The organism is Nitrosospira multiformis (assembly GCF_900110185.1).
Classification (GTDB): Bacteria; Pseudomonadota; Gammaproteobacteria; order Burkholderiales; family Nitrosomonadaceae; genus Nitrosospira; species Nitrosospira multiformis_A.
Genome location: NZ_FOCT01000006.1, coordinates 25,482 through 38,401 on the forward strand (window position 1 = coordinate 25,482; position 12,920 = coordinate 38,401).

Annotated in this window: 10 protein-coding genes; 3 read left to right on the forward strand and 7 right to left on the reverse strand. The window is 52.7% G+C overall.

The features are described from left to right. Window positions 1–161 precede the first annotated feature (161 nt). On the reverse strand, window positions 162–1,859 hold the full coding sequence (locus BMY01_RS08165) for a protein adenylyltransferase SelO (protein ID WP_074746080.1): 1,698 nt from the start codon (window positions 1,857–1,859) through the stop codon (window positions 162–164). 194 nt (window positions 1,860–2,053) lie between these two features. On the opposite strand from BMY01_RS08165, the gene egtB reads away from it, so the two are divergent. Continuing rightward, a complete protein-coding gene (gene egtB, locus BMY01_RS08170; protein ID WP_074746083.1) occupies window positions 2,054–3,352 on the forward strand; it encodes an ergothioneine biosynthesis protein EgtB in 1,299 nt (432 codons plus the stop codon). A 1-nt stretch (window position 3,353) separates the two neighbouring features. Here egtB and BMY01_RS08175 read toward each other — a convergent pair whose 3' ends face one another. The 4 genes from BMY01_RS08175 to BMY01_RS08190 form a co-directional block, all read right to left on the reverse strand. Then, on the reverse strand, window positions 3,354–3,881 hold the full coding sequence (locus tag BMY01_RS08175) for a hypothetical protein (RefSeq protein ID WP_074746085.1): 528 nt from the start codon (window positions 3,879–3,881) through the stop codon (window positions 3,354–3,356). Between the two features lie 56 nt (window positions 3,882–3,937). Next, window positions 3,938–4,354, reverse strand: a complete 417-nt coding sequence (locus BMY01_RS08180; RefSeq protein ID WP_074746087.1) for a PRC-barrel domain-containing protein — start codon at window positions 4,352–4,354, stop codon at window positions 3,938–3,940. 209 nt (window positions 4,355–4,563) lie between these two features. After that, on the reverse strand, window positions 4,564–7,074 hold the full coding sequence (locus tag BMY01_RS08185; protein WP_139176814.1) for a mechanosensitive ion channel family protein: 2,511 nt from the start codon (window positions 7,072–7,074) through the stop codon (window positions 4,564–4,566). A 200-nt stretch (window positions 7,075–7,274) separates the two neighbouring features. Beyond that, window positions 7,275–9,641, reverse strand: a complete 2,367-nt coding sequence (locus BMY01_RS08190) for a catalase (protein ID WP_074746091.1) — start codon at window positions 9,639–9,641, stop codon at window positions 7,275–7,277. Window positions 9,642–9,917: 276 nt separating this feature from the next. Between BMY01_RS08190 and BMY01_RS08195 the strand changes: the two genes are divergently transcribed. After that, window positions 9,918–10,898, forward strand: coding sequence for an NAD(P)/FAD-dependent oxidoreductase (locus BMY01_RS08195; protein WP_074746093.1), 981 nt, complete (start codon window positions 9,918–9,920; stop codon window positions 10,896–10,898). An 81-nt stretch (window positions 10,899–10,979) separates the two neighbouring features. Here the strand turns inward: BMY01_RS08195 and BMY01_RS08200 are convergent, their stop codons facing one another. Together BMY01_RS08200 and BMY01_RS08205 are read right to left on the reverse strand one after the other, a co-directional pair. Beyond that, window positions 10,980–11,465: a collagen-binding protein gene (locus tag BMY01_RS08200; RefSeq protein WP_074746095.1), complete on the reverse strand. Its 486-nt coding sequence runs from the start codon at window positions 11,463–11,465 to the stop codon at window positions 10,980–10,982. A gap of 113 nt (window positions 11,466–11,578) precedes the next feature. Beyond that, complete coding sequence (locus BMY01_RS08205) at window positions 11,579–11,926, reverse strand: hypothetical protein (protein ID WP_074746098.1); 348 nt, start codon at window positions 11,924–11,926, stop codon at window positions 11,579–11,581. A 385-nt stretch (window positions 11,927–12,311) separates the two neighbouring features. Between BMY01_RS08205 and BMY01_RS08215 the strand changes: the two genes are divergently transcribed. After that, window positions 12,312–12,890, forward strand: a complete 579-nt coding sequence (locus BMY01_RS08215; protein WP_074746102.1) for an HdeD family acid-resistance protein — start codon at window positions 12,312–12,314, stop codon at window positions 12,888–12,890. Window positions 12,891–12,920 lie beyond the last annotated feature (30 nt).

Below are 12,920 nucleotides of genomic sequence, written 5' to 3' on the forward strand. Positions count from 1 at the left end.
GATATGGAAACTGATCTTGCCAATCTTGCCACATCGCAAGCTTCCCGCTGTTTTCGTGCTTTTTAAAAAAAGAAGTGCACATGCTGGCAGTGCACATGTCCTTCTTTCCCCTGCAACTCCCGGTCCTACATCAGAAGCACGTCGTCATCCAATAAACATGCTTAGGAGCTGCACGACAAAGCGGAGCAACCGGGCTTATTACGCGCCCACTCTGGACGTCTTGCTGCAAGATCTTCCTGCTCGGGCTGCTCGTCATAGGGATGCTTCAACACTTCCATCAACCGTATTATCACGGAATCGTCCCCCCGCTCCAGTGCTTCTATTGCCTGCTGTGCGAGATAGTTGCGTAGTACATACTTGGGATTTGCACGGCTCATGCGATGGTAACGCAGATCTTCGGGTTCCCCTTCCTGGCGCAATCTTGTGATATAGCGTCGCAGCCAGCCAGCCAGTCGTGTGAGGTGCGCATGGGAAAATGCCTGGGACGCGTCGTAAAATGCCGGGCGGAAGAGCTCGACCAGTCCATGGTCGTTCATTTGATCCACACTTTCCAGGCTCTCTGGAGCATGGGAGGTTGCTGCCCTGTCTCCGGAGATCGGATTCAGAGGAATGTTCATCAGGCAACGAAAGAACAACGTCATATCCGTCTCAACCTGTTGCAGCGTTTCGAATAGGTCACTCAAAAGCGAGTCATCGTCGGAGTGTTCGAGTGAGGCCAACCCGAGCTTGGCGGCCAGCATGCCACTCCATGTGTTATTGAATGTTTCACCAAAGACTGCCAACCCATGCTCCAGCGCAGCGTCATCCTCGATCAGTGGCGTTAACGCGCCGGCCAGGCGAGTTAAATTCCATTGCGCAATCTTGGGCTGGTTACCATAGCAATAACGCCGCCCCTGTGCATCAGTGGTATTAGGCGTCCAGTGCAGATCGAAACCTTCGAGCCACCCATAAGGACCATAGTCTATCGTCAGCCCCAATATGGACATATTGTCGGTATTCATCACACCGTGGACGAAACCGACACGCATCCAGTGCGCGATGAGGATACCTGTGCGGCGACAAACCTCCTCGAACCATTTCGCATAAACTTCAGGTGCCCGATAGGATGAGGCCAGTTCTGGAAAATGTTCGCCTATCACGAAGTCGGCGAGCTGCCTGAGAAGTTCTGGCTCCTTCTGGGCAGCAAGTATCTCGAAATTGCCAAAGCGCAGGAACGAGGGCGAGACGCGGCAGACGATCGCGCCGGGTTCCGCCTCCGGATGCCCGTCGTAAAACATATCTCGTATCACCGGTTCCCCTGTCGCGACCAGGCTTAATGCCCGCGTAGTAGGCACCCCAAGGGAGTGCATCGCCTCACTGCACAGAAACTCGCGCACGGAAGAACGCAGGACCGCACGTCCATCCGCGGTGCGCGAATAAGGCGTTTTCCCTGCACCCTTGAGTTGTAGCTCGTAGCGCTTACCATTTGGGCTGATCAATTCCCCTAAAGTGATGGCACGCCCGTCGCCTAGCTGCCCTGCCCAGTGTCCGAACTGGTGTCCGCCATAACGTGCTGCATAAGGCTGCATGGACGAAAGGATTCTGTTACCGGCAAGCACTTCCACTGCTGGCGAAACGGGAGATGCCGGCCGGGCAATACCCAGTATTTCGCCGACTGCATCCGCCCAGGCGAGGAGTCGCGGTGAGCGAACAGGCGTAGGACTCACACGTGTATAACCGGCATTACGCACCTGACGGGGAACATTCCGCGTTTCCGGATCGCCCGGTAGCTCGCGCACAAAGCGGTTATCGAACCGTGCATCGGACAGATCTAACAGCGTGACGCTTGGCATACTCCTCTGAAGATTGCTTTGGCTCATTTATTTCCTTATGCTGGAAAGCAGATTGACATCAAACGATTTGGCGGCTTCACAAGCGAGCTGCACAAACTGGCTCATTGCTATTACAGCATCCCCCTTGTAAGCTTGCCGGGAATAAAGCCCTTTCATCCTGATTAGAACATTGAACTGTCCAAGTGTTCTGAGTGTAGATCGCTATCCTTCGGAGGACTGCCATGACAACGCCGTTGTACGTAAAATATTCCTCGATCCGCGACCGGACCTTGAGTCTGATCGAGCCGTTGATCGACGAGGACTGCTGTGTACAGTCCATGCCCGAGACAAGCCCGGTAAAGTGGCATCTGGGGCATGCTTCATGGTTTTTTGAGAAGTTTGTATTGCAGCACTACGAAAAGTCCTTCACGCCTTTTCACCCGGCTTTTCTCACGATGTTCAGTTCGTACAATAAATCAGGTCAGACGCACCCTGATCCGAAACGCGGGCTGTTCACCCGCCCGTCCTTGTCCTTGACTCGAGAATACCGCAATAACGTCAACGAACGTATGGAGCAGGTCCTGAAACGCTCGGAAGAAGACGAAATGCTGCGCATGCTCGTGGTGCTGGGAATGCATCATGAGCAGCAGCACCAGGAACTTATGCTGGCCGACGTCAAGCATCTGCTTTCCCAAAGCCCTTTGAACCCTTCCTATAATAGCCATCCGCTCCCTGATTCCCCTGTCCCCCCGCCCCTCGAATGGTGTCGTTTTGACGGGGGTCTCGTTGAAATAGGCTATAGGGGAGACGAGTTCAGCTACGACAATGAATCGCCCCGTCACAAGCAATACCTGGAACCCTATCAGCTCGCATCCCGGCTTGTCACCAATCGCGAATACCTCGAATTCATGAAGGCCGGCGGATATGACAATCCTGGCCTCTGGCTTTCCGAAGGATGGGACTGGATGAAAGCCAACCGCCGGTGGCATCCTCTTTACTGGCGGGAAAGCGATCAGGGATGGGAGGAATTCACCCTCAGGGGGGCCATGCCACTGGACCTGAATCTGCCGGTCATTCATGTGTCCTTCTACGAAGCCGATGCGTTTGGGCGCTGGGCAGGCGCTAGGCTCCCCACGGAAGCTGAATGGGAAAACGCTGCTTCTCACCAGGAAATAGAAGGTTGCTTCGCTGATAACAACCGTTTTCATCCCTCCTCCGCAGGCGAGGTTATGCCATCTGCAAATTCCGGAGGCCTTGCCCAACTCTATGGTGATGCCTGGGAATGGACCCAGTCGAGCTACTCCCCTTATCCGGGTTACAATCCTGCAAAACCCAACGAGAACGAACCGATGTCCTTTGTCTGGGATGAGGCGGTAGGCGAATATAACAGCCGGTCTATGGTGAACCAGTATGTGCTGCGGGGCGGGTCATGCGCGATTCCAAAAGAGCGGATACGGGCAAGTTTTCGTAATTTCTTCCCCGCGGATACATGCTGGCAGTTTTCCGGAATTCGTCTTGCGAGAGATTTGAGAGATTCTTAAATCAGTGCCGTTTATGAAATTCGACTCCCGCATCGATCACGTCGCGCGCTGCAAGGCCGACTGCAAGCGCGGCAAAAATTGCGGTTAAAGATTTTCCTGAAACACGCTTTTCGAATCCTGGCGTAAACCGCTTTGGAATGAGATGATAATCAATAACGTAAGCCGCAGCTGCTACCGCGGCTGCGCGGCAAACGGGTTTGACGAGAGACACTGGTCCAGGGGATACAATGAAAGGAAGTCCTCGCATGCGCTGCCTGGTACCGTGCCTGCCAAACAGTTTCTCATAAAATGACGCCCAGAAAATGGTAGACGCGTGATTCAAGAGAAAACCCGTCAGGGTATATTTTAGCGATGGGCGGTCATGGTAAGCGGCCTCCTCCCCCCAGATAATATGGCTCGTGGCGTTTAGAGGTGCCGCATAAGAACCATTTTCATGTTTTCCGGCGAACGAAGCAACACTCGCTGTTGCAAGACCGCTCACCGTTCCGGATATTAAGGCCCGCCTCAGGATACCTCCATTATTTTCCATGTAATCCCTCACTATTTACTGCTGCAAGTGAAGAGCAAACGCTGCCAGAATTTCCATCATCCAGCGCGCTGATTATCATAATATGCGTTAATCTGGCTGTTCCACGATTCATCAGCCATATCCGGCCAGTTGTCCTTGTCGAAACCGGGGGCTGATTCCAGACGTTCCTTCTCCACGTCGAGTATGAAACGCTTGTCCAGCGTTTCCAGCTTCAACGTAAGTACGTTCCATGGCACGGCGAAGAGCTTGTCGCCGACTCCGAGGAAGCCTCCAAAAGATAATACAGCGTATGCCACACGGCCCTCTTCCACGTCCAGCATGACTTCCTTGATGTCACCCAGTTTCTCGCCTTTGTTATTGTAGACGTCCTCTCCTATTGGCCATGTCGCACCCATGAAGCGGGGCATAGGGCCCGTGCCATCTATAACTTTGTCCAACCCCTGCGCGTTACGTTCATACCGTTCATAGCTCATGCTATTCTCCTGCTAAATTAATATCTCTCTTGCATCTTTCTCAACTTAATCAATTTAGAAGTTATTTTAAAAACAACAGGCATTCCTCTCTGTTCGGTAACGCACTCATGCTGAACTACCCCTTGCTTGCCCTGCCCCTTCCTTGGAAGGATTCCCCTTGTTCTCTTTATTTCCATGCAGTCGTTCTAAAATTGAAAGCAATCGAATGTTTACGGGGTTTGAATGCTGGGCTTAGATAGCTCGCTGCCAACTTGGATTTCGTTATTCTCCATCACTAACTGCCGTTTCTGAGGATTGACGAACCGGATGTTCGATTCACGGAAACGCTCCAGAATCCGTAAGTTGAAGCCGCGCTGTACTGGCCATCGGCCTTTATCCAGAGTCCGTATCTGTCCAAGAATGGTAATCATGAACCCATCCATCTGGTCGACGCCCCAGATATCAGCTTCCGACAGGATGAGGTCCTTGAAACGTGGATCGGCTCGCATATCATCGACCACACTCCTGATGGCAGCAAATACCTTTTCGACATCTGAATCAGCAGTCACGCTGACCCTGATCGAAGCATTCCCAATACCGCGATTGGTGTTGGTGACCGTTGAAACCGAGCTGAATGGAACCACATGCAGTGACCCGTCCGGGGCGCGTAACCGGACGGTGCGAATCGACAAATGCTCGACCGATCCTGAAAGATCAGCCACTGTGATGAAGTCCCCAACCTGGATGGCATTTTCCATGAGCAGGAAAATTCCGGTGATGAAATCCTGCACCAGCTTCTGTGAACCAAAACCCAATGCAACTCCGATGATACTGGCACCGGCCAACAAGGGCGCAATGGTAATGCCGAGCTCATCCAGTGCTGCAAGCAGCACTATCATGATAAAGACAGCGGACATAGTCGTGCGCAGCATAGGCAGGAGGGTACGCAGGCGGGCAGCACGGGCAATATCGCCAGCCTTCCCCCAACGATCGATGCGTCGGCAGATCGCAGTATTCAATGACTCCCATGCCGCCAGTGCCAAAGCACAGGTAACTGTGATTGTAACAACCGCTGAAGCCACACGTCGGCCAACTGATCCACTTTCAAACCAGGACAAAGTATCCACCCCCCAAACCCGAAGCAATACGAGTCCGGTAACAACAGCGATCAACAATGAGACCGCGCGGTGTATCAGCAGGTGGTAGGGGCTTTTTGTTCCAGCTTCGGCTGATCCTTCGAACAACGGCTGTCCTTGCTGCTCCGGTGTGTTTTTCCGGTCGGCAATGAATGCGCGGTCGATTGCGCCAAGAACAAAAATCGACGCAAGGCTTGCGCTGATAATGACCACGGCTGATAGCGCAAAGATGTGAAGCACCTGCTGAAACCCATTTTCCGTTCCCATCGACCCCAGCAGCCAAGCGCCTACGATAAAAAACGTTGCCACGAAAAGCCAGCTATCAGCCAGCAGCCTCCGCAACCCGGCCAGGACTTGACTGTTTTCGGCGGAACCACGGATCGCTGCTGCCACTTCCTTGCGGCTGCGAAAAATCATTATCAGCAGCATGATATGGACAATCAGAGCCACCAGTTTGGAAAGCGCGTCATGAGTGTCGAGGGTCGCACCCGTTTCAAGGGCGATATCGGCAATGGCAGTACCAAAAACAGCGACGATAACAATGCGTCGCAACCAGAGGTTCAGGAAATTTGCCGCCTCGTCACTGATATGCATCAGGCGCAAGCGCTGCCCGATTGGCGATGCCATGAGGTGACCCACACTCAGTGCGATTCGCGTAGTGGCATAAGCGCTGATGAGCGGAATTGTGGTTGTGTAGAATATTGACGATCTTCCGCCGAAGGCAGTCAAGAGCAGAGTAGCTCCCGCCACGAACCCCCCCACTGGAACCAATTCGAGCAACCAGTAACCCAGAGCAAATGGAAAGCGACGCAACAGGCTCCAATGCCTGTCAACAGCCGTTGCCCTGCCCGTACCAGGGCCAGGGGCAACATGCATGCTCGTTGCAGATTGAAGATGAGGAGCAGCCCGGTTCACCTCTTTCTCCGGCCCTACTTTTCCTTTCGTCCTTTCCTCGTCGTCCTTTTGTCGATCAATCGCGTTTTGGCGAACTGCCGCACGGTCTTCAATCATTCTCCGCGGGTGCCGCAAGGCCCATCTCAGGACCCATTCGGTAAATAGCGCCCCGCCAAGTATGAGAGCCACCTCCAATAATGCCTCCAGGACAATGGCACGGCGTTCCGGCACACCCAGATTGTTCTGCCACCAATCGCCCACCGTTCTTATTTGGAGAAGTGTTTGAACGGCTGCCCGTAACTGATTCACAACGATGTGCAGCCGCTCGCCGATGAGATCGAATACTTGGGCGACAAGTCCACCCTTGGCGATTTCGATAGGAACACCTCCTGCCGGTGGATTGCCGGACGAGGCTCCATTGGTTTGTACGGCAGCAGGAGATTGGTCAGAATCAGAAGTTGCAGCAGGCGCGGAAACTTCGTCTGACGTGTTTGCCGGTGGCGCTTCCGGCGTCGCTTGTGCGATTGCCCTTAACGTCTGTTCGAGCTCCGCACGCTTTGCATCGTCCTGAAGAATCGATAAGGTCCGCCTGGCTTGAGCGGGGGTAAGTGGGGATTGGGTTGCTTGTTCTTCCGCCCCAGCCTGACTTACTGAAATAATCGGCAACAGCATACCGATTGCCACAAAGGTAAGGATTTTGTTCAGTGACATGGTAAAACGGTGTTGGTTTGCGACGTCGATCAAGTCGATCGAACATTGGTCGGCTATGGATACAATTGTGATGCAGGGAGGCAGGAACAACAATTCGATTAATTGGTTCCGGCGACGTCCTGTAAAACTTCAGGACTCATCGTCATAATTCCACGGGTTCTTTTCGACCTCGCCGCTAAAATAAATAAAAATAAGCGACTTTATACAGGTGGGGGATCCGTTTCCCTTTCAAAATGCCGGTGCGCTGCTATAGCTTCGATGAAGCGGTCTAAGGCGTTTCCGATATCTTCATCTTCGAAGTGAAGAAGTCCGCTATCTTGTGCGCCTGACAGCAGTGTCCACTTCACACCAGCAGCTTCAGTCAGTTTCCTGCCGTCGCCCAGCACCAGTATGGGTTTACAATGGCGATATTGCTCCTTGACGAATTCCAGCGCCTGCCCCAAACGGGCAAGCGCTTCCACGCCCTCGCTTCCACCGGGCACTACCAAAGCGTCGAAAAGGACTGACGGCATGGCCTCCAGCGTTACATCCACCTCGATTTTTCCCTCTGTGGTCCGGATTGAACCCAGACGTGCCCCAACGAAGCGGGGAACCGCTTGCTCTCCCAGCAACCCGGCATGCAATGTCGTAATCCTTCCATCTATGCCATCCGCAACGAGAATCGCTATTCTTCTCATACGGATGCCACCATCGCCGGGACGAGCAAAAAGTGACAGAGCGGGAGATGAAGAAACCTCCGGCGTAACATCTTTCTTCAGGGCTTTGGGGAGGGGTGGCGGCAAAGTATCCATACCCAATCCGCGAGCCACAGACTCAGCCAGATCGCTTGCAACATTTTCGAGCATTGCCACCATTCGCTGCCTTATGGCGGGAGATTGGACGCGAGTGAGCTCAAAACGAAAGGCGCGAATGATATGAACCTTTTCCACAGCGCTTTGGCTGTTCCAGAACAGGGTCGCCTGCGTGTAGTGATCCGCAAACCGCTCGGGTTTACCGCGTACCTTATCTCCCTTCATCGGTTCGGGAAATGACCTGAAGCCGGCGGCGCCAGCCTGAAATGGACAGCCTCCCGCAAGGGAATTCGGCTCATATGAAACCCGGCCTCTATTGATGGTCTGGCGATGCATCCCATCCCTCTGGTTATTGTGAACTTGCGCGACCGGCGAATTGATCGGAATCTCGTGGAAGTTTGGCCCACCGAGACGCGTCAACTGGGTGTCGACATAGGAATGAATGCGGCCGGCAAGGAGAGGATCGTTACTGAAATCCAACCCGGGAACGATATGCGCAGCACAAAAAGCCACTTGTTCCGTTTCAGCAAAAAAATTATCTGGATTTCGATTGAGGATCATGCGTCCGACCGGCGTGACCGAGACCAACTCCTCCGGAACAATCTTCGTCGCATCGAGCACGTCAAAGCTGAATTGTTCCGCTTGTTCCTCGGTAAAAATCTGCATGCCCAACTCGTATTCAGGGTATGCGCCACACTCTATTGCTTCCCATAAGTCGCGTCGGTGAAAATCAGGATCGGCGCCCGATATTTTGACCGCCTCGTCCCAATCCAAAGAATGGGTTCCGGCGAGTGGCTGCCAGTGAAACTTGACGAATCGCGACTCACCCTCCGCTGTTACCAGGCGAAATGTATTGACGCCAAAACCCTGCATCGTTCGGAAACTACGTGGGATAGCCCGATCGGACATTAGCCACATCAGCATGTGCGTTGATTCGGGCATGAGCGAGACAAAATCCCAGAATGTGTCATGCGCGGTGGAAGCCTGCGGAACCGCAAAATGCGGTTCAGGTTTGGCTGCATGGACCAGGTCGGGAAATTTGATGGCATCCTGTATAAAAAATACTGGAATGTTATTTCCTACCAGATCCCAGTTGCCTTCGTCCGTATAAAACTTGGTTGCAAAGCCTCGGACATCCCGCGCAGTGTCTGCAGACCCCCGTTCCCCGATCACTGTGGAGAAACGGACGAAAACAGGAGTGCGTTTCCCCGCCTCGGCAAACAGGGAAGCGCACGTATACTGGGCAAGCGATTCATAACATTCGAAATATCCATGCGCAGCAGATCCGCGGGCGTGAACCACACGCTCGGGTATGCGTTCATGGTCGAAATGAGTAATCTTTTCACGCAGAATAAAATCTTCCAGCAGCGCCGGACCACGATAACCCGCCTTCAACGAATTCTGGTTATCACCGACAGGAACACCTTGGTTGGTGGTAAGAGTCTGATTACTCGAATCCGCTCTTACACGGTCCAACGGTTCGTTGCCAGCATTGAAACGTAGGCGAGGTTCACCCGACCCGACTTTCGGTGAAGCAACTGTTTCAGTTAACGTACTCCCGGTAACAAAGGGATCGGAAGGTGCTACCGTTTGGCCTTCATCGGGAGAAGTGGAAGCCTCTCCATGTTCTCCTGCCTTGTTGGCGTTATAAGGTATTGCCGCTGCGAGCTCGTCAGTAGCGGAGAGCTTTCTGGTGAAATCGTTCGCCGGTGACCCGGTTGCATTAGCCGGTCCGCTGATGGTGGATTTATTGTCCTTTTCGTTAGCTGTTCCCATCCTGACCCTCCTGAAATTAGTCGCAATCTTCGCACCACGTGAACGCAGGTTAGGTCCTCGCCCGGATTTTTTCAGTACGCCATCATACATAAGCTAATCTTTCTTCTATTGCAGAGCGTTGCAGCCACGGTCAAGCCCCTTCATTTGCGTCCGCTATGTGTTGTCACGAACCGAACCGAAAAGAATTCAGCGGTATTGTTTGGAAAGATTGGAATTCTGTTCTTCTTCTCCACACTCATAAATAAATAGCGGTCTGAGTTTCCGCTAAAGCGTGCCATGGAGTTTAGCAACCTGAAATCACCCGGAGTAGTCGATTGCTTGATCATCGGGGCTGGCCCGGGTGGACTTACCGCGGCCATTTATCTCGCTCGCTTTCGGCGCAATATTGTAATTGTCGACAACGGATTCAGCCGTGCAGCGCTCATCCCTACCACCCATAACTGCCCGGGTTTTCCCGATGGTATCTCTGGGGAACAACTGCTGAACCGCTTGCGCTCTCAGGCAGCGCATTACGGGGTCAAGGTGCAGACAGGTGAAGTGACAGAGCTCAAGCAAACAAAAAACCTATTTGAGGCGACGATCAGCAATAGGGACGAAAGCAGGAATAACAGCAATGGTGGTGGCAGCATCTCTGTGATTCGTGCCATTACGATATTGCTTGCAACAGGAACTGCCGACTTGAGACTGGATACGAAGCACTGGAAAACGTGCATACAAAAAGGGCTTATTCGCCTGTGCCCCGTTTGTGATGCTTACGAAGCGAAGGATCAGAACATCGCCCTGATATCCTCTTCCCCTCGGGAGGGTGTAAAGCACGCGCTGTTTCTACGAACATACAGCCGGAACGTGACACTGATCTATCAGGCCAAGGCTGAACTGACGAGTGCCGAAAAAAGAAGGCTTCGTAAGGTCAATGTCGAGGTGATTGAGGACGCGCTCGGCAGCCTCCATATAACGGGAGAATCGAAACCTTCGATACGCCTTTCAAATGGAGAAGAGCTTCAGTTCGATGTAATCTACCCGATGCTGGGTGAGAGCCCCAGATCCCAGCTCGCGGTTCAGCTTGGGGCGCGCTGCAACAGGCAGGGGAAACTGATTGTCGACCGGCACCAGCGTACCACTGTGGCCGGGGTATATGCGGTGGGAGATGTGGTTGATGAACTGAATCAGATCAGTGTTGCTGCGGCACATGCCGCCATTGCCTCTACCGACATTCAGAACCGCTTGAACAAGCTAGGTTATAGGCTTTGCCCGTAGCTTCTGCCGTTCATGGGTTAAGGGGTGTACTCTCCAGGATCCTTCGTGATAAATCTCTAACAGCATCCTCTGAACTTACCATTACCTGTCTTCCTCGTTCCCGGGAGCAGGCCATAGCAACATTATTTTGTTGCTGCCCCCTTTCCCTATGCTCACATCACGATGAAGCGTCTTCGATTCATATGAAGCATCGATCGAATATTTTCCAGGCGCAAGCTTGACGAGCAGAAACGGACCTTCGGTAACTGTATCCAGAATCATAGTACCAGACCCGTCCTTGATCGTAACGCGAACATCGCTGATGTAGGCAGCATGAGTCGGGGCATTCTGGACAAGTTGGAGCACCAGGGGCCAGGAGCGCGCTTCCCGCAATATTGCCTCTGATTCATCCGCTCCGATGCCTCCCGTCAAATATTCGATCTGACCTTGTGATTGCACAGGTGGAAGTGCAGTGAAAGTGGAGGGCGAATCTGACCCTGCTTGAGCAAAGCCAGGGCTGGGCACAATACCTGCCAGGACAAATGCAAGTGCGATTGCACCTGTAAGAACGCGTTTAACAGTTTTCATTAATCTGCCTCAGGCTTGCCTCAGCTTATCTAATTGAGAACACTGGAATGAATAGCTTTTTATCTTACCTATTCCGCTCATCCGCTGTTGCATGAGCACAAAATGCAAGCACATCAATGTTTCTTTACGTTTCTATCCCGGGAGACCCCGGGAATATCATCTGCAGCCGGGATATCAGAATCAACAATATCCGATGGTATTCCACGCCGGTCTGTATCCTTCAGCCCCTGCTTCGTATCTTCATGCGCCTGTTCGATTACCTTGCGTGAATGTTCATTCCCGTGGTGGCTCGTACCCGTCGGCCTCGTTGTCTCGTCGCGCTCATGCGGTAGCAATGTCTGAGGCTCTTCCTTATCCTTGGCACGCGGTTTCGACTTGGGCAGATCCACACGTTCCGTCAGCACCCCGGTTTCCTCGCGTTCCATTCGCTTGGAAGGGGGCTTGTTTTCTGTAGTCATCATATCACCCGTAGCGTCAATATATTGAAAGATACTTACTGAAAGAAAAGGTGGAAATTGAAATGCCGCTTCAAACCAGGAGCATCCTTATAAATCCAGGATACTCCTTATAAAATCATCCTTACCTTATCGCATCTACTGTCCTCGGGCTGTGCTCCAACGCACATAACCCCCAACTTTATTCTTGTACCCATTCGGCTTATGTCGGCTAACGCACGGCAAAAGCGATTGAACGCGCCGAGAATGGTGGCAATACGGAAACTGCAGGCGCCATCCATGAGAACTTCCAAGTTGGGATGAAATCCGGTAACGAAGTCTGTAACCTGTAACACCCAACCGCTGCGGATTCCACTCTTCATAACATCACTCGAAAAAGAGAGGTGATATCATGAATGAACTGCTTTCGAAATCCTGGCGCTCTCTGGCGCTACGCGGCTTCATATCGTTAGTGTTTGGTATACTCGCCGCATTCTGGCCAGGAATAACGCTCCTGTGGCTGCTCGTCATGTTCGCTGCTTATGCCCTCATCCAGGGCTTAGCATCCGCTGTGGCAGCCTTCCAAAGCCGGAAAACCTATCATGACTGGTGGCTAATGCTATTGTGGGGGGTGGTAGGGATTGGAGCGGGTGTAACGGCGTTCATGCTTCCCAATCTGACGGCTGTAGTGCTCGTGCTGATAATTGGGGCAACCGCACTGGCAAGCGGGATTGTGGATATTGCAATGGCCATCCGGTTACGCAAAGTCATCCGTGGGGAAGGATTCCTGATTCTCAACGGCATCATCTCCATTGCGTTCGGTGCGTTCGTGTTCTTCTTCCCCGGTGCTGGGGCACTTGCGCTGGTTTGGATGATCGCCCTATACGCTATCGTTTCCGGATTATTACTCCTGGCGCTCGCCTGGCGGGCCAAAAAATGGGACACCGATTATGAAGAATGGCCTCATGGGTTAACCCACAAGTCTTTATAACAAGGATATGAGAGGCGGTAATCCGACGTC

Bases quoted from the DNA above. Each gene is read 5' to 3' on its own strand.
- egtB (WP_074746083.1), top strand. From the start codon at position 2,054: ATGACAACGCCGTTGTACGTAAAATATTCCTCGATCCGCGACCGGACC.
- BMY01_RS08165 (WP_074746080.1), bottom strand. From the start codon at position 1,859: ATGAGCCAAAGCAATCTTCAGAGGAGTATGCCAAGCGTCACGCTGTTA.
- BMY01_RS08195 (WP_074746093.1), top strand. From the start codon at position 9,918: ATGGAGTTTAGCAACCTGAAATCACCCGGAGTAGTCGATTGCTTGATC.
- BMY01_RS08180 (WP_074746087.1), bottom strand. From the start codon at position 4,354: ATGAGCTATGAACGGTATGAACGTAACGCGCAGGGGTTGGACAAAGTT.
- BMY01_RS08175 (WP_074746085.1), bottom strand. From the start codon at position 3,881: ATGGAAAATAATGGAGGTATCCTGAGGCGGGCCTTAATATCCGGAACG.
- BMY01_RS08215 (WP_074746102.1), top strand. From the start codon at position 12,312: ATGAATGAACTGCTTTCGAAATCCTGGCGCTCTCTGGCGCTACGCGGC.
- BMY01_RS08205 (WP_074746098.1), bottom strand. From the start codon at position 11,926: ATGATGACTACAGAAAACAAGCCCCCTTCCAAGCGAATGGAACGCGAG.
- BMY01_RS08190 (WP_074746091.1), bottom strand. From the start codon at position 9,641: ATGGGAACAGCTAACGAAAAGGACAATAAATCCACCATCAGCGGACCG.
- BMY01_RS08200 (WP_074746095.1), bottom strand. From the start codon at position 11,465: ATGAAAACTGTTAAACGCGTTCTTACAGGTGCAATCGCACTTGCATTT.
- BMY01_RS08185 (WP_139176814.1), bottom strand. From the start codon at position 7,074: ATGTCACTGAACAAAATCCTTACCTTTGTGGCAATCGGTATGCTGTTG.